Source organism: Microbacterium sp. CFBP9023 (genome assembly GCF_034045055.1).
Lineage (GTDB): Bacteria > Actinomycetota > Actinomycetes > Actinomycetales > Microbacteriaceae > Microbacterium.
Genome location: NZ_JAXCWI010000001.1, coordinates 1244769 through 1269604, shown reverse-complemented (window position 1 = coordinate 1269604; position 24836 = coordinate 1244769). Strand labels below are relative to the sequence as shown.

The window sequence follows — 24836 nt, the reverse complement described above, 5'->3', positions numbered from 1 at the left end:
TCATGGGTTCGACGATATGAAGCATCGAAGTGGCCGCCGGGGCGAACGCCGTGCTTCTCCCGAGTGCTGTGGAAAGACCACCGCAGAGGGCTCCTGTGCAGAAGAAGCGCGGCTCAGGCGGTCGCGGCGCCGTCGGTATCGGACGACAGCGCGGACTCGACCGGCTCGATGCCGTACAGCGTCGAGAGCGCAGTTGCGAAATCGTCCGCGCGGCCGGCGGCGGCCAGCTCGTGGGCGCGGGTGGTCGGCACGTGCAGCAGCACGCCGGTCAGGTGGCGAAGCGCCTGCTCGACCCTGCCGTCGTCATCGCCGCGTGCGCGAGCGCGGCCGATCTCGGCCTCGAGCAGCGCGAACATATGCGACCGCAGGGCGACGACCGACGGCGTGACGCTCTGTCGGCTGCCGACGACGTGGAACGTGTCAGCTGCTTCGCGCACCACGGTGCGTGCGGCATCCGTCGCCTGCAGCTCTTCGAGCGGTGCGTGCAGGCTGATGGTCTCGAGGTCGAGCAGCGCGACGCCTTCGAGCGCTGCGACGGCGGGGTCGACGTTGCGCGGCATGCCCAGGTCGACGACCATCTGGCTGTGCGACGCGACGGGGCATCCCTCGGGTGCGATGCCGGTCGGCGCCTGCAGGTGCTCAGGTGTCAGCACAGGAGCGGTCGCCGTCGTGCAGGTGATCAGCAGGCTCGAGCGCGAGGCAACGCGCGCGTAGTCCTCTGCGGCGACCGGGCGGATGCCGTGCTTTGCGGCGAACTTCTCGGCTCGGCCCGAGGGTGAGTACACCGAGATGTTGACGGCTCCCCGTTCGCGCAGTGTCGCGAGGGTGACGGCTGCGTAGGCACCGGTGCCGACGAGCAGCACGCGCTCCGTCGACCAGTCGGCGATGCGGCTGTCAGCGAGTTCGAGGGCGAGGCGCACGAGCGAGCGGCCGGCCCGGCCGAGGGCTGTGACGTTCTTGACCTTGCGCTGCGCCTGGCTCGCGCGCTGGAAAAGCCGCTCGAGCTCGGGCGAGGTGGTGCCCTCCTTGCGCGCGGACTTGAGGGCGCGACGCACCTGACCGGCGATCTCGCCTTCGCCGGAGACGACGGATTCGAGTCCCGATGCGACGGAGAAGAGGTGCTCCGCCACTCGACGACCGGAGTGCACCTCGTAGGCGCCGTCGAGTTCGGACGCGCGGATGCCGGTCGATGCTTCGACAGCCTCGAGCACCGCCTCGACACCGATCGCACCCGCTGCCGTGACGGGCTCGTCCATCTCGACGTAGGCCTCGAAGCGGTTGCAGGTAGCAAGAACGACCGCACCCTGCACGCAGGACGCCATGTCCACGACCGTGGAGGCGACGTCATCGGGGGTGCGGCTCAGGCGTTCGAGCAATTCGAAGGAGGCGGTCTTGTGACTCGCCGTGACAACCAGCAGCACATGACGATTCTACCTGAGGCTTCATGCAGGTCGGCCCGGCGGCGGATGGGAGGATGGTCGCATGGTCCTCTCCGACGCTCCGCTGCTGCGCGCCCTCACCGGCCCCCGCCCCGAACATGCTCCCGTGTGGTTCATGCGCCAGGCCGGCAGGTCGCTGCCCGAGTACCGCGAGCTGCGCGTCGGCACGCGCATGCTGGACGCCTGCCTGACTCCCGATCTCGCGGCCGAGATCACGCTGCAGCCCGTGCGTCGTCACGGCGTGGACGCCGCCGTGTTCTTCAGTGACATCGTCATCCCGCTGCGTCTCGCCGGGGTGGACGTCGAGATCGAGCCCGGACGCGGCCCCGTGTTCGCCGACCCCGTGCGGTCTGCCGCCGATGTCGATCGCATCACAGCGATCGACCCGCTGTCGCTCGACGGCACCGCGATCGCCGAGGCCGTCGGCATCGTCACGGCCGAGCTCGGCGACACCCCCCTGATCGGATTCGCGGGTGCTCCCTTCACTCTCGCCGCGTACCTCGTCGAAGGCGGCCCGTCGAAGGAGCACCTGCGGGCGCGGGCCATGATGCACGCCGATCCGGAGTCGTGGAACCGCCTCGCGGGCTGGCTCGCGCAGGTCTCACGCCGGTTCCTCGAGATCCAGCGGGATGCCGGAGCATCCGTCGTGCAGTTGTTCGACTCCTGGGCCGGGTCGCTGAGCACCGCCGACTATCGCGCGTACGTGGCACCGCATTCGCGTGTCGCCCTCGATGCCATCGGCGTGCCGAGCATCCACTTCGGCGTGGGCACTGGGCCCTTCCTCGCCGACATGCGCCTGGACGGCATCGCCGACGGCGTCGGTGTCGACTGGCGGATGCCGCTCGACGAGGCCGCCGCGATCCTCGGCCCCGACGTCTCGGTGCAGGGCAACATCGATCCGGCACTGCTGTCCGCTCCGTGGCCGGTGCTCGAGGCGCATGTGCGCGACGTCGTCGAGCGCGGGCGTGCCGCCAGGGGACACATCGTCAACCTCGGGCACGGCGTGCCGCCCGAGGCGGACCCCGATCAGCTCACCCGTATCGTCGAGCTCGTCCACTCGATCTGAAAGTCTCAGAGCGCTTCGCGGCCGAGCTTCATGAGGATGCAATATAGCGTCAGTGCTAGATTGCACCCATGACAGATAGTGCGTCGGACGTCTTCGCGGCTCTGGCGCACCCGACGAGGCGCCAGATCCTGCAGGATCTGAAAGAGGGCGAGCTCGCAGCGGGTGAGATAGCCTCGCGGTTCTCGTCGAGCGGGCCGACGATCTCGCGGCACCTCGGCGTTCTCCGTCAGGCGGGTCTCGTGAGCGAGCGTCGTGATGCCAACCGCATCCTGTACTCCCTCGTCGGCGAGCGGCTGGCCCTCTCCGTTGGTGACTTCCTGTCGACCGTGTGCCCCGAGCAGATCGTGCTCCGTGAGGTGCGCAAGCGCGGCACCGGGCGGGAATCCGCGGTGCAGACCGAGGCGTGACGGGTTTGTCCGGCCGAATGCTGGACGCCGTTTCCCCGGCGGATGGAAGGATTGACGCATGACGTCGAAGCCAGCGAACAGTGAGACGCCCCGCGCCGAACCGGCCGACCTCGCCGCGAGGGCGGCGGAGAGGCACATCGTCGTCATCGGCGGGGGCATCGGCGGCCTGATCGCTGCCCGGGAGTGCGTCAAGGTCGGCATGCGCGTCACCCTGCTCGAGGCGACGGATGCCGTCGGCGGCGCCATCCGTCGCGCTGAGCTCGACGGCGTGGTGGTGGATGCCGGCGCGGAGAGCTACGCGACGAGGGGCGGCCGTGTGCGCGCTCTGATCGAGGAGCTCGGCCTCGCCGACCGCATCGTCGCGCCCGCGGCAGGGGGCGCCTGGCTCGCTGGCATCCCCGGCATCGGCGCGGCACCGCTGCCCGTCGGCGGGATCCTCGGAATCCCCGGCAATCCGTTCCAGGAGGACGTCCGCCGCATCATCGGGTGGTCGGGCGCTTGGCGTGCGTACCTGGATCGCGTTCGCCCGCCGCTGACGATCGGCCACAGTCAGAGCCTCGGCAGACTGGTGTCGTCGCGCATGGGGGCCAGGGTGCGCGATCGTCTCGTCGCCCCGGTCACGACCGGTGTGTACTCAGCCTCGCCTGACGACGTCGACGTCGACATCGCGGCCCCCGGACTCAACGCAGCCCTCACCCGCGTCGGATCGCTCTCGGGGGCGGTGCAGACGATGCGGCAGGAGAGCGCGGACAGAGCTGCGAAGGCGCGCGGAGCCGCGAGTCGCGGCCGTGCCGCGCTCGCGCCCGGCGCGGCCGTGGAAGGGCTCGACGGCGGTATGACGGTGCTGATCGAGGCGCTGGTCGTGGATATCGAGAAGCTCGGTGGCGTCGTGCACACCGGCGCGCGGGTGACGCAGCTGACGCGCACCGCCGAGGCGTGGATGGTGAAGGCTCACGCCGACGTCGCTCCCGTGGCAGACGCCGTTCTCGGCGACGCTCACGCGGAGGAGATCGAGTTCGCCGCAGATGGCGTGGTGGTCGCGACCTCCGAGGCCGCCGCGAGGCGACTTCTCGAGAAGAGCGTGCCCGCACTGGCGGAGACCGCGCCGGCGGATGCTCCGGAGATCGAGATCGTCACACTGCTGCTGGAGCCGTCGGCACTGGCGGGTGCTCCACGGGGCACCGGCGTGCTGACCGTCCCCGGCAGTCACACAGCGAAGGCGCTCACCCACTCCAGTGCGAAGTGGGACTGGGTGCGCGCCGCGGCCGGCCCCCGGCACGTCGTGCGGGTCTCGTTCGGAGCCCAGGGCGAACCCGCCGCCACCACCGCGCTCGACGACGACGCCGCGGCTCGACTGGCGCTGAGCGAAGCATCGGCTCTCCTCGGCGTGCCGCTCGCGGCGGGCGACCTCGTGGCGTCTCACCGCGCGAGGTACGTGCAGTCGCAGCCTGCATCGATCATCGGCTCCGGTGCGCGCCGAGAGGCCGCGAGGTCGGCTGTGCAGGGCGTGCACGGGCTCGCCGCCGTCGGCGCGTGGCTGGCCGGCACGGGTCTCGCCCAGGTGATCCCCGACGCGCGCGAAGAGGCGGACCGGCTTCGTCGGGCGCTGCTCTGGGACTGACGCCGTCGCACGAACCCGAAAGTCGCTCCGCTGTCAACCCTCTGCGTGACAGATGCCGAAATCGGCATACGGGGCTACGCTGGACACCTGCAGGCGGCTCCGAGTCGTCGGTTCGCCCCAGGCGTTCACACCGGAACAACGTGAGGAGACCCCATGAAGGGGAAGATCGGACTCGTCGTAGGAATCGGCGTGGGATACGTGCTCGGAACCCGCGCGGGCCGCGAGAGGTACGAGCAGATCAAGACGCAGTGGCTGAAGGTCTGGAACCTCGACCCGGTGCAGGAGCAGGTCGACAAGGTCAAGGGCTACGTCGGCGACAAGGCGGCGGCAGTGCCCGGTGCGATCTGGACCGGCGTGCAGAAGGTCGTCAAGTCGGCCGGCGGTGGCGACAAGACCGCTGGGCAGCGACTCGACTCCGCCGTGGCTGCGGGGCGCAAGGCCGCTGACGACATCGTCGACGCCACCGAGGACGCCGTCGAAGAGGTCAAGGACGCCGCGAAGAAGGACGACGCGAAGAAGCCCGCGGCCAAGAAGCCGGCAACGCCCGGCTCCACCGCCGCGAAGTCTGGCAGCTGACATGCCCCGCGGATACCGCGATCGCGCCGAGGACAGCCTGCTGTCCCTGATCGGCGATCTTCCCGAGCTCATCAGCAGCCTCGTCAAAGCCGAGATCAACGCGGCCAAGACCTGGATCTCGAAGACGGCGAAGGACGCAGGAATCGGCTCCGTCTGGTTCCTCGTCGCTCTCTTCTTCCTGTTCTGGGCCGTGCCGGTGATCCTGGTGTTCGCGATCGCCGGGCTGTCGTCGTGGTGGCCGGTCTGGCTGTCCGCCCTGGCGGTGCTCGGCATCCTGATCCTCGCCGTGCTGCTGTTCGCGCTGCTCGGCATCCTGAAGTTCCGCAAGGTGCTCGCTCGTAAGAACCCCGCGCAAGCGGTGGGCGAAGACATCAGACTCGTGAAGGAAGCCGGCAATGACGAACTCTGAGATCACGAGGCCTCTGCCCAAGACGGCGGTTCCGGCGGGCATCGTCGACCCGGTCCAGTCGGCTCGGGCGGAGCTGAAGGCCGCTCTCGCGGCGATCGAGGTCAAGGGCAACTTCCCCCGGCGCATCGACACGGCCTCCAAGCGCGCCGCGGCGAAGGCGCGGGTCTTCGCCGACCGCAACCCGGCTGCCGCGATCGCGGGAGCCGTGGGCGTCGCGGTGATCGTCGGCGGTGCCGTCTGGGCGATCGCCCGCGCGCTCTCACGCTGACCGCAGGCCGAATTCCTCGCATCCTGACTCGCGTTCGCGAGTGCTTCACAAAGGGGGCAGACTGGATCCATGTCCGATGCGCGCGAAGAGAACCCGTCCGGCTTCACCCTCTGGGCAGTCTGGCGACGAAACCCCGATGTGGCTGTCACCGAGTCCGACTCCACGGAGCTCGAGACGATCGTCTCGTACATCGAGGACTCCGGCGTCACGGTCCGCGGCTTCTACGACGTCTCGGGCCTGAAGGCGGACGCCGATCTGCTCGTGTGGCTGCACGGCGACACTGCCGAAGACCTGCAGAAGGCTCTCCGCCGCCTCCGCCGCACCGAGTTGCTGCGCACCCTGCTGCCGGTCTGGAACGTCATGGGCGTGCACCGCGATGCCGAGTTCAACCGGGCTCACGTCCCGGGATTCCTTCGCGGCGTGGAGCCGAAGGACTGGCTGTGCCTGTACCCGTTCGTCCGCACGCCGGAGTGGTATCTCGCGCCCGAAGAGGAGCGCCGGAAGATGCTCGCCGATCACGGACGCAAGGGAGCGGCGTTCACCGGGGTCATCGCGAACACGGTCGCCGCGTTCGCCCTGGGCGACTACGAATGGATCCTGCCGCTCGAAGCCGACGAGGTCACCGAGCTGGTCGATCTCATGCGCGACCTGCGCTACACCGACGCGCGCCTGTACGTGAAGGAGGAGGTCCCGTTCTACACGGGTCGACGTCTCCGGTTCGACGAGATCGCGGACGTGCTGCAGTAGGTCGACGATGAACACTCAGAGTCAGACCTCCTCCCCGATCCGATTGGGCACCCGCCGCAGCGCGCTCGCCCAGGCGCAGTCGGGGCACGTCGCCGCCGCGCTCGAGAAGATCTCGGGGCGGCCCGTCGAGCTCGTGCCGATCACCAGCGAGGGCGACACGAATCGTGCGTCTCTGTCGGAGATCGGCGGTCAGGGCATCTTCGCCACGCGTCTGCGAGAGGCCCTGCTCGCCGGCGAGTGCGACTTCCTCGTGCATTCGCTCAAGGACCTTCCCACCGCGATCCCCGACGGTCTCGTCATCGCAGCGACCCCGGTGCGTGAGGACGCGCGCGACGTCGCGATCACTCGCGGCGGCACACCGCTGCACCAGCTCCGTTCCGGCAGCAAGGTGGGCACGGGATCCCCCCGGCGCATCGCGCAGGTGCACCGGAGGGCTCCGCACGCGGAGGTCGTGGACATCCGCGGCAACGTCGATTCTCGTCTGCAGCGAGTAGCGTCCGGCGAACTGGATGCGGTGATCCTGGCTGCGGCCGGTCTGTCGCGCCTCGGCACGGACTCCCCGCTGCGCCGCGAAGAGCTGGGCCTCTCCGAATGGCCGACAGCGCCGGGGCAGGGATCGCTCGCCGTGGAGACGCGCACGGATGCCCCCGCAGAGCTGCTCGCCGCGCTCGCCGAGCTCGACGACTTCGACACGCGTCTGGCGGTGACCGTCGAGCGTGCCGTTCTCGAGGGGCTGGATGCCGGATGCCAGGCGCCGATGGCCGCACATGCGGTCGTCGAGGGCGACGAGATCCGCATCAGGACAGTCGTCTACGCCACCGACGGTGGGCGCCGTATCGGCCTCGACGTCACCGAAGCCGTGAACGGGGAGTATATTCGTCGGAACGGCAGCGGCAATGGAGCGGATGCTGCCGGTGGTGCAGACCCGATGCACGCAGCACGCGAGATCGGGTTGTCTGTCGCCCATCGGCTGCTCGAGCAAGGGGCGGCCGACCTCGTCTCCCGAGAGCATTCCTCATCATGACCAATTCGAAGCAGGACCGACCGCTGGACGGCTGGCGCATCCTCGTACCCCGCGGAGGGCCGTGGGGCGACGGTGTCGCCGCCAGTCTGCGCTCCCGTGGCGCGGTGCCCGTCGTGGCACCGCTGATCAATTTCGCCGCCACCACCGACCAGGCAGCCCTGGACGTCGCTCTCACCCGGCTCGCGGATGGAGAGTACGACTGGCTGACGGTGACGAGTGCGACGACCGTCGACGTGATGTTCGCGCACCGCGCGATCGTCCCGCGCCGCACGAAGATCGCGGCCGTCGGCGAGACGACCGCCGCCGCCCTGCAGGCGGTCGGCTACGAAGTCGCGATGGTGCCGGACGAAGACAATTCGGCAGCGGGCATGGCCGAGCAGCTCATCGCCCTCGAGACCGAGCCTCGTCGCATCCTGGCGCTGCGCAGCGAGATCGCGAAGCCCGTGCTCAGCGTCCTCCTGCAGGAGGCCGGTCACGATGTCGACAGCGTTGTGGCATATCGCACGGTCGGCGTCCCGGTCACGGAGCGCATCAAGCGTGATGTCGAGAACGGACGGATCAACGCGATCCTGATCACGAGCGGTTCGGTCGCCGAACAGGTGCGCGAGCAGTTCCCGCTGATCCCGGACGACACGCTGCTGGCGGCCATCGGTCCGCGCACCGCGAAGGATGCCGATCGGGCAGGTCTGCCGATCACCGTCGTCGCCGACCGTCAGACTGTGGACGCGCTGATCGACGCGGTGTCGAGCTACACCCTCCCGCACGCGGCGGACGAGTTGGCACCGTGAGCTTCCCCGACGTACGACTGCGCCGCCTCCGCCAGTCTGCTGCAGTCCGTGGACTGGTGCGCGAGACCTCGATCGAGCCCCGTCAGCTGGTGCTTCCACTGTTCGTTCGCGAGGGACTCACCGAGGCCGCGCCCATCGGATCGATGCCGGGAGTCGCGCAGCATTCGCTCGACTCTCTGCGGGCCGCCGCGACCGAGGCTGCCGAGGCGGGTGTCGGCGGTGTGATGCTGTTCGGCGTGCCCGCCGTGCGCGACGCTCAGGGCTCGGGCGCCGACGACCCCCAGGGGATCCTCAATGTCGCGACCGAGGCGCTGGCCGCCGAGGTGGGCGATGCACTCGTGGTGCAGACGGATCTCTGCCTCGACGAGTTCACCGATCACGGTCACTGCGGCGTTCTCGCAGCTGACGGGTCGGTCGACAACGATGCGACCCTCGAGCGGTACGCCTCCATGGCGCTCTCGCAGGCGCGCGCCGGCTCGCAGCTGCTCGGTCTGTCGGGGATGATGGACGGCCAGGTCGCGGTCATCCGCGAGGCGCTCGACTCGGACGGCTACACCGACGTGCTGCTGCTCGCGTATGCCGCCAAGTACGCGAGCGCGTTCTACGGCCCGTTCCGTGAAGCCGTCGACTCGCAGCTCACGGGCGACCGTCGTACCTATCAGCTCGACCCGGGCAATCGTCGCGAGGGTGTGCGCGAGGCCGTCGTCGACGAGGAGGAAGGCGCCGACATCGTCATGGTGAAGCCGGCGATGGCGTTCCTCGATGTGCTGCGGGAGGTGCGCGACACCGTCCACATTCCTGTGTGGGCATATCAGGTCTCCGGTGAGTACGCGATGATCGAGGCGGCCGCTGCGAACGGCTGGATCGATCGTCGTGCATCGGTCCTCGAGTCGCTGCTCTCGATCCGCCGTGCGGGTGCTGACGTCGTCCTGACCTACTGGGCGACCGAGGCCGCCCGCTGGCTGCGCGGCTGAGTCGCGCACGCCTTCGCTGAGAGCCCCGTCGATCTGAGTCCCGCCCTCAGGTCGGCGCATTAGCCTGGATGGGATGCCGGGAGAGGTCCGCGCATCGTTGAGGAGTGTGCTGTGACCGACCGCAATGACGACCTGTTCTCCGCTGCCCGCACGGTGATCCCCGGAGGGGTGAACTCGCCGGTGCGCGCGTACGGCTCGGTCGGCGGCACGCCGCGCTTCCTCGCCTCGGCGAGCGGCGCGACGGTGACGGATGCCGCAGGCAACCGCTACGTCGACCTCGTGGCATCCTGGGGGCCGGCGCTGCTCGGCCACGCGCAGCCGGATGTCGTCGCCGCCGTGCAGGAAGCGGCCACCCGAGGCCTCTCGTTCGGCGCTCCCACGGAGGGCGAAGTCGAGCTCGCTCAGCTGATCGCCGACCGCGTGCGGTTCGGGGAGGTTCGGCCGGTGGAGCGGGTGCGGCTCGTGTCGACCGGAACCGAAGCGACCATGACGGCGATCCGCCTCGCCCGCGGCGCCACCGGACGCGACCTGCTGGTGAAGTTCGCCGGGCACTATCACGGGCACTCCGACGGTCTGCTCGCCGCGGCGGGCTCCGGTGTCGCGACGCTCGCGCTTCCGGGTTCCGCGGGTGTGCCTGCGCCCATCGCGGCTCAGACGCTGGTGATCGACTACAACGATCCCGACGCTCTGGCAGCTGTGTTCGCCGAGCACGGCCCGCGCATCGCAGCGGTGATCGTCGAGGCCGCAGCGGCGAACATGGGTGTCGTTCCGCCGCTGCCGGGGTTCAACCGCCTGCTCGCCGAGACCGCTCACGCGCATGGCGCCCTGCTGATCCTCGACGAGGTGCTGACGGGCTTCCGCGTGCACCCGGCGGGCTTCTGGGGGCTCCAGGCGGCCGCCGGTGAGGACTATCTGCCCGACATCATCACCTTCGGCAAGGTCGTCGGCGGAGGGATGCCGCTGGCTGCGCTCGGAGGCCGTGCGGAGATCATGGACCTTCTCGCTCCTCTGGGACCCGTCTACCAGGCGGGCACGCTGTCGGGTAACCCGCTGTCTGTCGCCGCGGGTCTCGCGACGCTGCGCCTCGCCACGCCGGAGGTGTACGCGACCGTCGACGCGGCCGCAGCGCGAGTCTCCCGCGCCCTGGATGAGGCGCTCACGGAGGCCGGTGCGACCCACGCCGTCGCCCATGCCGGCAACCTCTTCAGCGCCTCCTTCCGCGGATCTGCACCTCGCGACTACAGCGAGGCTCAGGCGCAGGAGTCGTTCCGGTACGCCCCGTTCTTCCATGCGATGCGCGAGCAGGGCGTGGCGCTCCCTCCGAGCGTGTTCGAGGCGTGGTTCCTCACCGCCGCTCACGGTGAGGAAGAGCTGCAGCGCATCGAGGCAGCTCTGCCCGTGGCTGCGCGCGCCGCAGCTGATGCCGCCGCGACTGCCTGAGCGGAGCTGACCCCCAGCCGCCGTCCGCCGTGACGGCTCCCTCGCGGAAGGCCTCCAGGACGCGCGGGTGGCCCCGCTCGAGGAAAGCAGCATCCGTGAAGGCATACTCGATGCTGCCCTGAGCGATGCGACCGGCTGTTCGTCCTCCAGCCGCGATCTGCCGCCGCTTCTCGACCCAGGAGTCGAGAAGCTCTGCACGCTGCACGCTGCTCGAGGCCGGGGTCGGTGGCGAATGTCATGTTCCGAATCTAGTAGATTTGTTCGAAAGTCGAGCGGAACACCGGAATGGAAAAGGGGTGGAATCGTGGGAACCGACAACGGATCGTTGCCTTCCTGTGAACAAGACACAGACATCTGGAAGGGTGCCGCTGGCAGACTGGACGCATGGTGACGTTGCTGCTGGACCAGACGCAACTCGAGATCGTGCTCTCGCCGATCGAGCGTGCGGCGAGCTTCCACCGGGACAACGTGCGGCTCGTGCGCGACACCATCACCAAGGTCCAGCTCATCGATGATGCGTGGACCTGGTTGCGTGGCGTGCCGAACCCGGGGACGCACATCCCCGGAGTGCTCGCCGCAGGCACGTGGAAGGCCGCAGGCAGCGTCGACTTCGTCCTCATCCGCAAACGTCGTCCCAGCGTGGTCATCGATCTCTCCGGGGACGCGCAGTACCGGCGTCTGATCCTCACGACGAGGCACGGCCTCGCCCTGACCCAAGCGCTCCGACTCGATGTGTCGGATGAGCCGGCGGACGTCGAGGAGATCGTGGCGACGTCACCCACGCCGGTCTCGAAGGGCAGCCGCCGCCCAGTGATCCGCCCGCGTCCCGCCTGACCTTCACGGAACGGGAAACGCCCTCCGCAGCCTTATGGCGCGGAGGGCGTTCGCAATGGGGGAGCGACCTCAGGAGCGGTCGTGCTCACCTTCGTGGTGCTCGTGGTGCTCGCCCTCGTGGTGCTCACCTTCGTGGTGCTGACCTTCGTGGTGCTCGTGGTGATCGCCGTCGTGGTGCTCGCCCTCGTGGTGCTCGCCTTCAGCATCCGTCGTCGCCTGCGCGTCGGCTGATGCGTCTGCGTCTCCGAGCGGATAGTCCTTCGGCTCGTCCTCGTAGTACGCGCGCGCTGCTGCAGCGAGCATCGAGGTGACGGCCGCGGATCGGGGGTCATCGTCAGACGGCGCGGCGACGTCATCCGACGACTCCGACGCGTCTTCGGAGTCGTGCGCGTCGCCGAAGAACTCGACGCCGGAGTGCTCCTCCGCGCCGCTCTCGGCCGCCGAGGGCACATCGGGATCGGTGGGAGCATCGACAGGGGTCGTGCCGAAGAGGATGTCGTCGAAGGAGGGCTGAGGGCGCTCCTCGGCCGGGGTCTCGTGCTGGGTCGATTCCCCCGTCGAGTCGTCGTCGCCGGAGACCTCGTCACCGCCCGCATGCGCGGCGTCGGAGGCCACATCAGCCGCATCCTCGGCGTCGTTCGCATCCGAGGCGTCCGCTGCGTAGCCGAGCTCCGCCGCGGCGTACTCGATGTCGCGAGCCGCATCCGCTGCATCCGCGGCGGCGTCAGCCTCGACGTCGGCCGCATCGGCCTCCGCGCGTTCGGCGTCGGAACCGGACGAGTCGGCTTCGGACGAGTCGGCTTCGGACGCGTCGGCATCGGACGCAACGGCGTCGGACGCAGCAGAATCGGGGGCACTCGGACCGGACACGTCCTGAGCGTCGGGCGTCGCAGGGACCGCCGCGAGCGGCGTTGGCGCATCCGCGACCGGCGTCTCCGACTCGATGACCGGTGCAGCCGTGATGGCATGCGGGGCGAGTCTCCCGCCGCGCACGAGCTCGATGAAGACGTCTTCGAGCGTCGGGCCGCGCTGCACCAGGGTCGCCAGAGCGATGCCGGCCGATGCGGCGATGGCGCCGACGGCGCCGGCATTGCTGCCGCGGACCGTGAGACCCGAGCGGAGCACCTCGACCTCGAGGCCGGCGGCCGAGAGCGCCGCCTTCAGGGCGGCGCGGTCCTCGGCGTCGACCACCACGGATCCGGCGGACGGGTCGGCCAGCTTCTCGATGCCGCTCGAGAGGACCAGCTGGCCCTTCGAGAGCACGAGCACATGGTCTGCGACCTGCTCGATCTCGCTCAGCACATGTGAGGAGACGAGAACCGTGCGGCCCTCATCGGCGAGGCGGCGCAGGAGGAGTCGGATCCACCGGATGCCCTCGGGGTCGAGCCCGTTCGCCGGCTCGTCGAAGACGAGCGCGCCAGGGTCGCCCAGCAGCGCGTGCGCGACGCTCAGCCGCTGCCGCATCCCGAGCGAGAAGCTGCCGATGCGTCCTTCCGCTTCGTGCTCGAGCCCGACGAGAGAGAGGACCTCGTCGACACGCGAGAGCGGGATGCCGTTGGCCTTGGCCGCGATGGTCAGCTGGCGGGCCGCCGAACGCCGCGGGCGGTAGGCGGTCTCCTCGAGGACGGAGCCGATGGTGCGCAGCGGGTGACGCAGTTCAGGATGTGCGACTCCGCCGATCGTGGCGGTGCCGCTCGTGGCGCGCACCTGACCGAGGAGGATGCGCAGCGTGGTGGTCTTTCCGGCGCCGTTCGGGCCGAGGAAAGCGGTCACGACGCCGGGCTCGACCCGCGCGGAGAAGTCGGACACCGCCGTCACGTCGTTGAACCGCTTCGTGACGTGCGTGAACTCGAGCACCTGTCCGTCGGGCATCTGCGACCTCTCGTTGCAGTGGGCAGTTCTGTCTATCCTGCCGGAAAAGCCGCCGGATCGTGCATTTACCGTACAGACACGGCCGGATGCAAGGCTCAATCCACCGGGTAGCCTGGCAATCGTGACCGAATCCAGCGCCGCTTCCCGGGTCCTCGTCCGTACCGAGGGAGCCCTCGGCAGGCTGACCCTGAACCGACCGGAAGCGATCAACGCGCTCGACTTCGGCATGGTCCAGGAGATCACGCGCACGCTGGAGCGGTGGCGGCACGACACCGATGTGCAGATCGTGCTGATCGACGGCGAAGGCGACCGAGGCATGTGCGCCGGCGGCGATGTGCGGGGACTTCACGCGCAGATCGTGGAGGGCCGATCCGATGAGACGGCGGAGTTCTTCCGCGCGGAGTACGCGCTGAACGCGATGATCGCCGAGTACTCGAAGCCCGTGGTCACCGTCGCCGACGGCATCACGATGGGCGGAGGCGTCGGACTGTCGGGCCACGCGGCCATCCGCATCGTGACCGAGCGATCGAAGCTCGCGATGCCGGAGACGCGGATCGGCTTCACGCCCGACGTGGGCGGCACGTGGCTGCTGTCACGCGCTCCTGGGCGGTTCGGCGAGTACTTCGGGCTCACGGGGGCGTCGATGAACGGAGCGGATGCCGTACTGCTCGGCTTCGCCGACCATTTCGTGCCCTCCGATCGCCTCGACGCGCTGCGCGAGGCACTCGCGTATCGTGCCGATCCGACAGGACCGGCCGAGATCGTGCTGCTGTTCGACGAGACTCCCGATCCGTCGACGCTTCCGGCCTCTCGGGAATGGATCGACCACGCGTTCTCCGCCGACACGGTCGCGGAGATCGTGTCACGGCTGCGCGCGGACGAGGCCCCGGATGCCGCGGCGACCGCGGATCTGCTCGAGAGCCTGGCGCCCACCGGGCTGGCCGTCACGCTCGACGCCGTGCGGGAAGCACGTGCGCTGCCGAACCTGCGTGCCGCCCTGGAGAGTGAGTATCGCCGCGTGATGTGGTTCGTCCTGCGGCATCCCGACCTCGTGGAGGGGATCCGGGCGCAGCTGATCGACAAGGACCGCAATCCGAAGTGGAACCCGGCGACGATCTCCGAACTGCCTGCAGACCCCGGCGCCGACGCGCGACACTTCACGCCCGAAGACCCCCTCTTCTAGAGCATTTCGATATATCCGCGGTTGTTCGCCGCGGTGCATAAACCGCTGGCCGCGCCCGAAATGGTTCGCTGTGAGCGAAGGTCCGCCCACAGGGGGATACGAATGTCCGGAGTTCGTGCCACCCTTGCATGTGCGCGATCGTCGGCCTGCGTCCGCCCGTCGGGAGATCCGCCGATTCATCCTTCCTAGAAAGTCCGCCTGTGCTGGGAAAAATCCTCCTCCGTTATCTCGCCCGCTATAAGTGGCTGCTCGTCGCCGTGCTGGTGTTCCAATTCGCCAGCGCTCTGGCCACCCTCTACCTCCCGCGCCTGAACGAAGACATCATCAACAAGGGCGTGGCCCAGTCCGACACCGCCTACATCTGGCGCACCGGGCTCTTCATGCTCGCCGTCTCGCTCGGCCAGATCATCGCGTCGGTCATCGCGACCTACTTCGCGGCTCGCGCGTCGATGGGTGCGGGGCGCGACATCCGTGCCGACGTCTTCGCCAAGGTCAGCGGATTCTCCGAGCGAGAGGTGTCGCAGTTCGGCGCCGGCTCGCTCATCACCCGCAACACGAACGACGTGCAGCAGGTGCAGATGCTCGCGATGATGGGCGCGACGATGCTCGTCACCGCGCCGCTGCTCGCGATCGGCGGCATCATCTTCGCCGTGCAGACGAACATCGGCCTGAGCTGGCTCATCGCCGTGTCCGTCCCGCTGCTGCTGATCGTCGCCGGTCTCGTCGTCAGCCGCATGGTTCCGCTCTTCCGCAGTTATCAGGGCAAGCTCGACACCGTGAACCGCGTGCTGCGCGAGCAGCTCACCGGCGTGCGCGTGGTCCGTGCCTTCGTCCGAGAGGGCATCGAAGAAGAGCGCTTCCGCGGTGCCAACACCGACATCATGGTGGTCGGCCGCAAGGTCGGCTCGCTGTTCGTCCTGCTGTTCCCGCTGTTCATGCTCATCCTCAACGTCACGATCGTGGCGGTCGTGTGGTTCGGCGGCATCGAGGTCAACAGCGGCACGGTGCAGGTCGGCACGATCTTCGCCTTCATGCAGTACATCGGCCAGATCATGGGCGGCGTCATCATGGCCAGCTTCATGGCGATCATGATCCCGCGCGCGGCAGTGTCGGCCGAGCGCATCGGAGAGGTGCTCGAGACGCAGTCGAGCATGGTGCGGCCGGCCGACGGCGTGACCGACTTCCCGACACCCGGTTCGGTCGCCTTCGACGGCGTCGAGTTCACCTACCCGGGCGCCGACTCTCCCGTTCTCAAGGGCATCAGCTTCGCGGCCGAGCCCGGCGAGACGGTGGCGATCGTCGGATCGACCGGTGCCGGCAAGACGACCCTCGTGTCGTTGATCCCGCGACTCTTCGACGTCTCCGGCGGAGCCGTCTTCGTCGGCGGCGCCGATGTGCGCGACGCCGACGTCGAGTCGCTGTGGGCGACCATCGGCCTCGTTCCGCAGCGTCCGTTCCTCTTCACCGGAACGGTGGCCTCGAACCTCCGGTACGGCCGCGAGGACGCGACCGACGAAGAGCTCTGGCATGCGCTGGAGATCGCTCAGGGACGCGACTTCGTCGAGGAGATGCCCCAGGGGCTCGACTCGAGGATCACCCAGGGCGGCACCAACGTCTCGGGAGGTCAGCGTCAGCGCCTGGCGATCGCCCGCGCGATCGTCCGTCAGCCGCAGATCCTGGTCTTCGACGACTCGTTCTCCGCGCTCGACCTCACCACCGACGCCCGGCTGAGGCAGGCGCTGTGGCGTGAACTGCCGCACGTGACCAAGATCGTGGTCGCGCAGCGCGTCTCATCCATCACCGATGCGGACCGCATCGTCGTCCTCGAAGGGGGCACCATGGTCGGCGTCGGCACGCACGAGGAGCTTCTCGAGACCAGCACGACCTACCGAGAGATCGTCGAATCGCAGCTGGGGGTGGACGCATGAGCGAGCAGGACGCTCCCCGGACCCGCCGCGGTCGCGCGGCCAAGGCGGCGGACACGACCACTGCGGTCGAGCCGGCGCTGACAGACGAAGAGAAGTACGAGGCCGAGCTCGCCGAGAAGGCGCGCCAGGACGGCGGCGGCTGGGACAGCGTCGCTCCCGGAAAGGCCGACAACTTCGGCAAGAGCTTCAGCCGGATGATCGGGCTGCTCAAGCCGTCGGCCGTCTGGTTCATCCTGGTGTCGATCGCCGGCGCCGTCGGCGTCGTGCTCACGGTCGCGGCGCCGAAGGTGCTCGGTGAGGCCACGAACCTCATCTACAAGGGCTTCATCTCCGTGCAGCTCGCGCAGGCGAACGGGGACTTCCCCGGGTTCCCCGCCGGCACTCCGCAGGACGATGTCGTCGCGGCACTCCGCCAGGGAGGGCAGGACGACTTCGCCAACCAGGTCGAGGCCCTCGGCGCCTTCCGTGTCGGTGACGGTGTCGACTTCGACGCGCTGCGGTGGATCATCATCGCCGTGCTGGCGATCTATGTCACCGCCGCCTTCCTCAGCTGGATCCAGGGTTACGTCATCAACGTCATCATGGTCCGCACCATGTGGCGTCTGCGCGAGCAGGTCGAGGCGAAGATCAACCGTCTGCCCCTGTCGTACTTCGACAAGGTGCAGCGCGGTGATCTGATCTCGCGCGTGACCAACGACATCGACAACATCACCCAGACCATGCAGCAGTCGCTGTCCGGCGCGATCACGGCCGTACTCACGGTCGTGGGCGTGCTGGTCCTGATGTTCTCGATCTCCTGGCAGCTCGCTCTCGTCGCGCTCGTGGCGCTCCCGCTCATGGGTGTGATCTTCGGCGTCATCGGCCCTCGCTCGCAGAAGGCCTTCGGCACGCAGTGGCGCAAGGTCGGCCGTCTGAACGCTCGCGTCGAAGAGGCCTTCTCCGGTCACGCGCTGGTCAAGGTCTTCGGTCGCGAGCAGGACGCGCTGGAGAAGTTCCAGGGCGAGAACGAGGAGCTGTTCCAGGCCAGCTTCAAGGCGCAGTTCCTCTCCGGCATCATCATGCCGGCGATGACCTTCGTCGGCAGCCTCACCTACGTGGGCATCGCGGTGCTCGGCGGTCTCATGGTCGCCAACGGGCAGCTGCGTCTCGGAGACGTGCAGGCGTTCATCCAGTACTCGCAGCAATTCACGCAGCCGCTGTCCGAGCTCGGTGGAATGGCGGCCGTCGTGCAGTCCGGTACGGCATCGGCCGAGCGGGTGTTCGAGCTCCTCGACACCGAAGAGCAGGAAGCGGACGACGCGGATGCTCCGAAGCTCGCCGACGGCAAGGGCGTCGTGGAGTTCGAGAACGTCGCGTTCTCGTACACTCCCGACCGTCCGCTGATCACCGACCTCTCGTTCCGGGTCGAGCCCGGTCAGACGGTCGCGATCGTCGGTCCGACGGGGGCGGGCAAGACCACTCTCGTCAACCTCATCATGCGGTTCTACGAACTGAACGGCGGGCGCATCCTGCTCGACGGTCAGGACATCTCCGAGGTCACGCGTGACCAGCTGCGCTCTCGCACCGGCATGGTCCTGCAGGACCCGTGGCTGTTCGCCGGGAGCATCCGCGAGAACATCCGGTACGGACGCTCGACCGCGACCGACGACGAGGTTCTCGAAGCGGCGAAGGCGACCTATGTGGATCGCTTCGTGCATGCCCTCCCCGAGGGCTACGACACCGTGCTCGACGAAGACGCGTCGAACGTCTCGGCGGGCGAGCGTCAGCTGATCACGATCGCGCGAGCGTTCGTGGCCCAGCCGTCGATCCTGATCCTCGATGAGGCCACGTCGGCGGTCGACACCCGCACCGAGCTGCTGCTGCAGCACGCGATGGCGGCGCTTCGACAGGGACGCACCTCGTTCGTGATCGCGCACCGCCTGTCGACCATCCGCGACGCCGACCTCATCCTCGTGATGGAGCACGGAGACATCGTCGAGAAGGGCACGCACGACGAGCTCATCGCCGCGCAGGGCGCCTACTGGCGCCTCTACCAGTCGCAGTTCGAACAGGCGGCGACCGACATCGACGCAGAGGACGCGCTCACCGGCTCGACTCCGGTCGTCATGAGCGGCGACGCCGAAGACGCGGCTGCGTCGGCACAGGTCGGCGTCTCGGTGGGGGCGCAGACTCCCGCTGCCGAGGCAGCGGCCGCGCAGGCAGTGGTCGAACGGCCGGATGCCGGAGGCTCCTCACGCGCCTGAAGCGCCAGAGCGCCAGAAGCGCCAGAAGCGCCAGAGCGCCAGAGCGACAGAGCGCCTGAAACGACAGAACGCCTCGCCTCCCGAATCCCGGGCGGCGAGGCGTTCTGCGTCCGTCGGGCTTTCGCTGGAGGGACGACGCGTCAGCGCTGGTCGGCCGTGATGCCGAGGAGTTCGAGGGGGTGGGTCAGCCGCCACCACGGGCTCGGGGCATCGACATCGTCGGCGAGCGACAGCGACGTGGTCACCGTGTTCAACGGCCCGACGCTCGTCATCGTGCCGACCTCGTCGCCCGCTTCGCGGTTGTCGCCGAGTGAGAAGTCCGTCGAGGTCTCGGCGACGGCGCCGTTCCACAGGACCACATCGGCATCCGCATCCGTGACGACATCGGTGCTCGCGCCCCACGCCGTGGTGACGGTGCCGACGACCGTGCCCTCGGCGACGGCGGGAGTCTGCTGCTCCAGCGCCGTCTCGACCTGCGTGAACAGCGAACGGGTCTCCGTGAGGCGCTGCGCGTCGTCGGCCTGACCGAGAACCGACGCGTACAGATGCACAGTCGTGTCGTCGACAGTGACGACCTTCGCGGTCAACAGGTTCCAGCTGTCGCCGAGCGTGCCGGTCTTGACGCCGACGACGCCGGGGTCCGCCAGCATCCCGTTCGTGTTCACCACCGTGCCCGCACCCGGAAGATCGACCGACGGAGTTCCGACGATGCCGGCGAAGACGGGGTTCTGCATCGCGATCTCGGCCAACGCGACGAGCGACTCGGGTGTGGCCCGGTTGCGGTCGTCGAAGCCCGACGGAGTGATGATCGTGATGTCGTCGAGACCACGGTCGCGCAGCCACACAGCTGCTGCGGCGGTGAACGACGACGGGGAACCCCAGATCTCCGCGGAGAGCCGGTCGATGTAGTTGTTGGCCGATCCGAGCAGCGTTCCCTGGAGGAGCTGGAACTCGGTGAGAGTACCGCCCACGGGCACGTCGAGCGCGGACTGGTCGGAGCGGCGGTAGTCCCAGTAGGCCAGGTTGTCGGCTCGCGTGAACGAGAACTCGGGGCCCTGCTCGCCCACGGCGAGGGGCATCCGCTCGAGCACCATCAAGCTCGAGACGACCTTGGTGACGCTTGCGATCGCGGCAGCGTCGAGCGACGATGACGTCGTGCCGATGCCGCCGATCCCCACGGCAGCGCTTCCCTGGGCAGGGAAGGTGATCGCGGCAGCGGGCGCTGCGACGGGGGCGAGCTCGACGGCCTGAACCGTCGGCGCGACCTCGTGCAACGGCCACAGCATGGCCGATCCGGCGTAGGTGCCGAGCAAGCCGACGAGGACGCCGAGCGGCACCAGCACGCCGGGCCGGGCGATCGCCGGGCGCAGGTGCGCTCCGGTCAGCAGCGCACCGCCGCTCTCCACGGCCGGCGCGTCATCGAGCGCGTCGGTCGCCGGGTGCTGGGCCACGTCGACCGGGTCGACCCACGTCAGGGGAGTGCCGCCGCTGTCTTCCTCCGCCCACTGCGCGGGGGGAGTCGCCTCAGGAGTGAAGATCGCAGAGACGTCGTCATCCGCAGGAACGGCGGAGGCGGTGGCCTCGGCGGAATCGGGAGCGGTCACCTCCTCACGGTACCGAACTCGTGCGGGGATCCGTGTCGCTGCAGCGGGAGAGGACGCGGGGTGTCGCCTCTGGGTAAGATCGTGGGTACAACCACGGGAGTCCGGCGAGCCGGGCTGAGAGGGAGCGAATCGCGCTTCGACCGTCGAACCTGATCTGGGTCATGCCAGCGCAGGGAGGAGTCACAGATGAGTACATCCACGTCCGGATCCACCACGGGATCGGCATCGGCCACGCAGTCATCGACGGGCCTCGGTCGCCCGCAGCTCTGGCGCTGGCGGGTCGTCGACATCGTCGTGGCGAGTGTCATCGCCGTCGCATGCGCGATGATCTTCCTGCTCTGGAACGTCGGCTACGAGGTGCCGAGCAGCATCCTGACGCCGCTGCTCCCCGGTGTTCAGGGCCTGCTCGCCGGCCCCTGGCTGATCGCCGGAGTGCTCGGCGGTCTGATCATCCGCAAGCCCGGTGCCGCTCTGTACACCGAGCTGGTCGCCGCGATCATCTCAGCACTCGTCGGCAACGCGTGGGGCCCGCTCACGATCGTCTCGGGCCTCGTACAGGGTCTCGGCGCAGAGCTGGTGTTCCTGATCTTCCTGTACGGCGTCTGGCGGCTGCCTGTCGCGATGCTGGCTGGTGCCGGTGCGGGTCTCGCCTGCGGCATCAACGACCGCATCCTCTGGTACGCCGGCGCCGACACGCTCTTCACGAGCGTCTACATCGTCTCGACGACCATCTCGGGCGCGGTCATCGCCGGACTCGGGGCATGGTTGATCGCCCGAGGCCTCGCCGCCACGGGCGCCCTCAGCCGGTTCGCCGCCGGCCGCGAGGTCACCGCACGGGTGTGAGCTCGCTCACGACGCCCGCCACCCTCGAAGCCCGTGGCTGGGGGTGGCGGTACGCGACGCGACGGCGCTGGGCGGTGCGCGACGTCGACCTGCGCATCGAGCCGGGGGAGCGGGTGCTGCTGCTCGGCGCCTCCGGCTCGGGCAAGTCGACGCTGCTCCAGGGGTTCGGTGGGGTGCTCGGCGGTGCGGATGAGGGCGAGACGCACGGTGCGCTGCTCGTCGACGGCGTGCCGCCCACCGACGCCCGGGGACGGGTCGGGATGGTCCTGCAGGATCCCGATACGCAGACGATCCTCGCGAGGGTCGGCGACGACGTCGCCTTCGGCTGCGAGAACCTCGGCGTCCCCCGAGACGAGATCTGGCAGCGGGTGCGCGCGGCGCTGGACGCCGTAGAGCTCGACGTCGACCTCGATCGATCCACGGCCGCGCTGTCGGGCGGTCAGAAGCAGCGTCTCGCCCTCGCCGGCGTGCTCGCGATGCGACCGGGCGCCATCCTGCTCGACGAACCGACGGCGAACCTCGACCCCGAGGGGGTGCGGGACGTACGGGATGCCGTGGCCGCCGCCCTCGATGCGACGAGTGCGACCCTCGTGGTCATCGAGCATCGCATCGACATCTGGCTGCCGCTCGTGACCCGGGTGATCGTGCTCGGCGCCGAGCCGGATGGAACGGTCGTGCTCGCCGACGGCAGCCCGGACGCGGTCCTCGGCGCTCGGGGCGCGGAGCTCGCGGCATCCGGTGTCTGGGTTCCCGGGCACCCGCCCGCCGTCCCGCCCGCACCGGCGCAGCGGCCGGGAGCGACGCTGCTGGAGGCCCGTGGTCTCACCGTGTCTCGCAGGCGCGGGCTCGCCGTCGCCGGTCCGTTCGACGTCGATGTGCGTGCCGGAGAGGTGCTCGGGGTCACCGGCGCGAACGGCGCAGGCAAATCGACGCTCGGGCTCACGCTCGCGGGATTGATCCCGGCCGAAGAAGGTCGGGTCGCCGCTCTGCCGCCCCTCGCCGCCGGAGAGAAGCCCGATCCCATCCACTGGTCGTCGCGCGCGCTGCTCACGCGCATCGCATCGGTCATGCAGACGCCCGAGCACCAGCTGCTCGCCAAGACCGTGCGCGACGAGCTGTCGGTCGGGCCGCGGGCGCTGAAGCTGCCGGACGCCGAGATCGCCTCCCGAGTCGACGACCTGCTCGAAAGACTGCGGCTCACCTCGCTCGCCGCAGCCAATCCCTACACCCTGTCGGGCGGAGAGAAGCGGCGGCTCACGGTCGCCGCCGCCCTCGCCACGCGGCCCCGGATGCTGGTGCTCGACGAGCCCACCTTCGGGCAGGATGCGACGACCTGGGCCGAAATCGTCGGCCTGATCGCACGTCTGCGCGACGAGGGCACGGCGATCGTGGCGATCAGTCATGACGAGGCCGTGCTCGAGGCTCTGCACGCTCGGCGCATCGAGGTGGGACGATGATCGATCCGCTGACCGCCCGCGTCGAACGATCCGGTCCGATCGCCCCGCGCTCGGCCCTCGCGAAACTCATCGCGGCGCTTCTCATCGCCCTGCCCCTCGTGCTGACGATCGACGTGGTGTCGGCATCCGTCGCCCTGCTGCTCGAGATCCCTCTGCTCGTGCTCGCAGGCCTGCGCGCGAAGGAGTTCTGGACCCGCACCGCGGTGCTGTGGATCGCGGCGCCGCTCAGTGCGGTCACGATCGCTCTCTACGGCGCGACCAGCGGCACCGTGCATGTCGAGTGGCTCGTCGTGCGCATCAGCGACGGGTCGCTCGCGCTCGCTGCGGCGACCGCCGTGCGCGTGCTCGCGATCGGACTCCCCGCGGTGGTGCTCTTCATCACGGTCGACCCCACCGACCTCGCCGACGACCTGGCGCAGCGGGTGAGGCTGCCTGCGCGATTCGTCGTCGGCGCGCTCGCGGGGATGCGGATGCTGGGCCTGCTCGTCGACGACTGGCGGGCGCTCTCTCTCGCGCGGCGTGCGCGCGGGGTGGCCGACGAGGGGCGGGTCCGTCGTGCGCTCGGCATGGCGTTCGCGCTGTTCGTGCTGGCGATCCGTCGTGGATCGTCGCTGGCGACGGCCATGGAGGCTCGCGGCTTCGGCGGCTCGGCACCGCGTTCGTGGGCGCGGGAGTCGAGGTGGGACCGACGCGACACGGCGCTGGTCATCGTCGCGGCGGTGATCCCGGCGGTGGCGATCGCGGCGGCGGTGCTCACGGGTGCGTGGAACTTCATCCTCGGCCCGACCGCCTGACGAGCCCACGACCTGACATCGCCGCCCGAACCACCGGAACCGGAAGCATCCACTCAGCTTTCTCATAGCTGGAATGCCGATGTATTCGCTAGCATCGAGTGAACCCAAGGGGAGTACTCCACCACGGGCGGCTCGTCATTACGGATGTCCCTGCATCCCGGGTCCCCGGTCCTCGTTCTCGAGGATGGAGAAGACCTTGGCGTCGACCTCGTCACGCCTCGTCTTCTGGAGACCTCCTTGAACATCACCCCCCTCGTGTGGATCATCACGATCGCCGTCACGATCGCCTTCTTCGTGTACGAGTTCTTCGCGCACGTGCGAAAGCCCCATGAGCCCACCATCGGCGAGTCCGCCCGCTGGTCGGCGTTCTACATCGGTCTGGCACTGCTGTTCGGCGTCGGCATCGGCACCGTGTCGGGCTGGACGTACGGCGGTGAGTACTTCGCCGGGTACCTGACCGAGAAGGCGCTGTCGATCGACAACCTCTTCGTGTTCCTCATCGTGATGACCGGCTTCGCCGTGCCGCGCATCTATCAGCAGAAGGTGCTGATGATCGGCATCGTCATCGCGCTCATCATGCGCGGTGGATTCATCGCGCTCGGCGCCACGCTGATCGAGAACTTCTCCTGGATCTTCTACCTCTTCGGTGCGCTGCTGCTGTTCCTGGCCTACCGCCAGGCGTTCGCACAGGGCGACCACAACCCGGCCAACGGCCGATTCATGCGCTTCGTGCGCCGTATCCTGCCGGTGAGCGACGAGTACAACGGCGACCGCCTGACCGTGCAGCGCGACGGCAAGCGATTCTTCACGCCGATGTTCCTCGTGATCATCGCGATCGGCTTCGTCGACCTGATCTTCGCGGTCGACTCGATCCCCGCCATCTACGGTCTGACCGAAGAGGCCTACATCGTCTTCACGGCCAACGCCTTCGCCCTCATGGGCCTGCGCCAGCTGTACTTCCTCATCGGCGGCCTGCTGCAGCGCCTCGTGTACCTCGCGCAGGGTCTCGCGGTCATCCTCGCGTTCATCGGCGTCAAGCTCGTGCTGCACGCGATGCACGTCAACGAGCTCCCGTTCATCAACGGCGGCGAGCCGATGCTGTGGGCGCCTGAGATCCCGATCTGGTTCTCGCTCGTCTTCATCGGCGCGACGATCGCCGTCGCCACCGTCGCGAGCCTCATGAAGACGCGACGCGACGACAAGCGCGACGCGCTCGACACTCCTGATCCGTCCAGCTCTGCACCGCTCACCACCGACACCCAGAAGGAACACTCGTGAACCAGTCGCGCCGCTCCGACGCGTCCGCAGACCCCGACAGA

22 protein-coding genes and 1 riboswitch are annotated in these 24836 nt (G+C 68.9%); of the genes, 19 read left to right on the top strand and 3 right to left on the bottom strand.

Translation table 11 applies throughout. The features are described from left to right. Positions 1 to 113: 113 nt before the first annotated feature. Entirely contained in the window at positions 114 to 1421 is a 1308-nt protein-coding gene (locus tag SOM10_RS06160; RefSeq protein ID WP_230101054.1) for a glutamyl-tRNA reductase, read from the bottom strand. Between the two features lie 61 nt (positions 1422 to 1482). On the opposite strand from SOM10_RS06160, the gene hemE reads away from it, so the two are divergent. From hemE to SOM10_RS06100, 12 genes are all read left to right on the top strand, one after another. Continuing rightward, positions 1483 to 2505 carry a uroporphyrinogen decarboxylase gene (hemE, locus tag SOM10_RS06155; RefSeq protein WP_053098000.1) on the top strand — a complete coding sequence of 341 codons (1023 nt, stop codon included), beginning with the start codon at positions 1483 to 1485 and terminating at the stop codon, positions 2503 to 2505. Between the two features lie 68 nt (positions 2506 to 2573). Continuing rightward, positions 2574 to 2912, top strand: a complete 339-nt coding sequence (locus SOM10_RS06150) for a metalloregulator ArsR/SmtB family transcription factor (protein WP_053097999.1) — start codon at positions 2574 to 2576, stop codon at positions 2910 to 2912. Between the two features lie 58 nt (positions 2913 to 2970). Further along, positions 2971 to 4533, top strand: coding sequence for a protoporphyrinogen/coproporphyrinogen oxidase (locus tag SOM10_RS06145; protein ID WP_320488977.1), 1563 nt, complete (start codon positions 2971 to 2973; stop codon positions 4531 to 4533). Between the two features lie 153 nt (positions 4534 to 4686). After that, positions 4687 to 5109, top strand: coding sequence for a hypothetical protein (locus SOM10_RS06140; protein ID WP_072592007.1), 423 nt, complete (start codon positions 4687 to 4689; stop codon positions 5107 to 5109). Position 5110: 1 nt separating this feature from the next. Further along, positions 5111 to 5518, top strand: a complete 408-nt coding sequence (locus SOM10_RS06135) for a phage holin family protein (RefSeq protein ID WP_053097996.1) — start codon at positions 5111 to 5113, stop codon at positions 5516 to 5518. Then, complete coding sequence (locus SOM10_RS06130) at positions 5505 to 5786, top strand: hypothetical protein (protein WP_072592006.1); 282 nt, start codon at positions 5505 to 5507, stop codon at positions 5784 to 5786. The genes SOM10_RS06135 and SOM10_RS06130 overlap by 14 nt, the downstream gene beginning before the upstream one ends. Before the next feature lie 69 nt (positions 5787 to 5855). Further along, complete coding sequence (hemQ, locus tag SOM10_RS06125) at positions 5856 to 6533, top strand: hydrogen peroxide-dependent heme synthase (RefSeq protein ID WP_053097994.1); 678 nt, start codon at positions 5856 to 5858, stop codon at positions 6531 to 6533. Positions 6534 to 6540: 7 nt separating this feature from the next. Further along, positions 6541 to 7557 (top strand): hydroxymethylbilane synthase, encoded by a 1017-nt coding sequence (gene hemC, locus SOM10_RS06120; protein ID WP_056280459.1) that lies wholly within the window; start codon positions 6541 to 6543, stop codon positions 7555 to 7557. Beyond that, a complete protein-coding gene (locus tag SOM10_RS06115) occupies positions 7554 to 8345 on the top strand; it encodes a uroporphyrinogen-III synthase (RefSeq protein WP_053097992.1) in 792 nt (263 codons plus the stop codon). Before hemC ends, SOM10_RS06115 begins: the two co-directional genes overlap by 4 nt. Continuing rightward, complete coding sequence (gene hemB / locus SOM10_RS06110) at positions 8342 to 9319, top strand: porphobilinogen synthase (RefSeq protein WP_053097991.1); 978 nt, start codon at positions 8342 to 8344, stop codon at positions 9317 to 9319. Before SOM10_RS06115 ends, hemB begins: the two co-directional genes overlap by 4 nt. A 111-nt stretch (positions 9320 to 9430) precedes the next feature. Further along, a complete protein-coding gene (gene hemL, locus SOM10_RS06105) occupies positions 9431 to 10759 on the top strand; it encodes a glutamate-1-semialdehyde 2,1-aminomutase (RefSeq protein WP_320488971.1) in 1329 nt (442 codons plus the stop codon). 384 nt (positions 10760 to 11143) lie between these two features. Then, positions 11144 to 11593: a hypothetical protein gene (locus tag SOM10_RS06100; RefSeq protein WP_053097989.1), complete on the top strand. Its 450-nt coding sequence runs from the start codon at positions 11144 to 11146 to the stop codon at positions 11591 to 11593. Between the two features lie 69 nt (positions 11594 to 11662). On the opposite strand, the gene SOM10_RS06095 is transcribed toward SOM10_RS06100, so the two are convergent. Then, positions 11663 to 13465: an ATP-binding cassette domain-containing protein gene (locus tag SOM10_RS06095; protein WP_320488969.1), complete on the bottom strand. Its 1803-nt coding sequence runs from the start codon at positions 13463 to 13465 to the stop codon at positions 11663 to 11665. Between the two features lie 121 nt (positions 13466 to 13586). Between SOM10_RS06095 and SOM10_RS06090 the strand changes: the two genes are divergently transcribed. The 3 genes from SOM10_RS06090 (at position 13587) to SOM10_RS06080 (ending at position 18819) form a co-directional block, all read left to right on the top strand. Beyond that, complete coding sequence (locus SOM10_RS06090) at positions 13587 to 14648, top strand: enoyl-CoA hydratase/isomerase family protein (protein ID WP_320488967.1); 1062 nt, start codon at positions 13587 to 13589, stop codon at positions 14646 to 14648. A gap of 200 nt (positions 14649 to 14848) precedes the next feature. Further along, positions 14849 to 16576 (top strand): ABC transporter ATP-binding protein, encoded by a 1728-nt coding sequence (locus tag SOM10_RS06085; RefSeq protein WP_056280467.1) that lies wholly within the window; start codon positions 14849 to 14851, stop codon positions 16574 to 16576. Next, positions 16573 to 18819, top strand: coding sequence for an ABC transporter ATP-binding protein (locus tag SOM10_RS06080; protein ID WP_320488966.1), 2247 nt, complete (start codon positions 16573 to 16575; stop codon positions 18817 to 18819). Before SOM10_RS06085 ends, SOM10_RS06080 begins: the two co-directional genes overlap by 4 nt. Positions 18820 to 18959: 140 nt before the next feature. On the opposite strand, the gene SOM10_RS06075 is transcribed toward SOM10_RS06080, so the two are convergent. After that, positions 18960 to 20423, bottom strand: coding sequence for a D-alanyl-D-alanine carboxypeptidase (locus SOM10_RS06075; RefSeq protein WP_320488965.1), 1464 nt, complete (start codon positions 20421 to 20423; stop codon positions 18960 to 18962). 83 nt (positions 20424 to 20506) lie between these two features. After that, positions 20507 to 20616: riboswitch (TPP riboswitch) on the top strand. Between SOM10_RS06075 and SOM10_RS06070 the strand changes: the two genes are divergently transcribed. The 4 genes from SOM10_RS06070 to SOM10_RS06055 all read left to right on the top strand — a co-directional run bounded on the left by SOM10_RS06070 (position 20610) and on the right by SOM10_RS06055 (position 24795). Next, the gene (locus SOM10_RS06070) at positions 20610 to 21266 is read left to right on the top strand and encodes an ECF transporter S component (protein WP_053097984.1); all 657 of its coding nucleotides are present in this window, start codon (positions 20610 to 20612) and stop codon (positions 21264 to 21266) included. Its footprint overlaps the riboswitch before it by 7 nt. Then, complete coding sequence (locus SOM10_RS06065; protein WP_414683569.1) at positions 21185 to 22723, top strand: ABC transporter ATP-binding protein; 1539 nt, start codon at positions 21185 to 21187, stop codon at positions 22721 to 22723. The genes SOM10_RS06070 and SOM10_RS06065 overlap by 82 nt, the downstream gene beginning before the upstream one ends. Next, positions 22720 to 23517: an energy-coupling factor transporter transmembrane component T gene (locus SOM10_RS06060; RefSeq protein ID WP_320488963.1), complete on the top strand. Its 798-nt coding sequence runs from the start codon at positions 22720 to 22722 to the stop codon at positions 23515 to 23517. Before SOM10_RS06065 ends, SOM10_RS06060 begins: the two co-directional genes overlap by 4 nt. 237 nt (positions 23518 to 23754) lie before the next feature. Beyond that, positions 23755 to 24795, top strand: a complete 1041-nt coding sequence (locus SOM10_RS06055; RefSeq protein ID WP_053099269.1) for a TerC family protein — start codon at positions 23755 to 23757, stop codon at positions 24793 to 24795. Positions 24796 to 24836 lie beyond the last annotated feature (41 nt).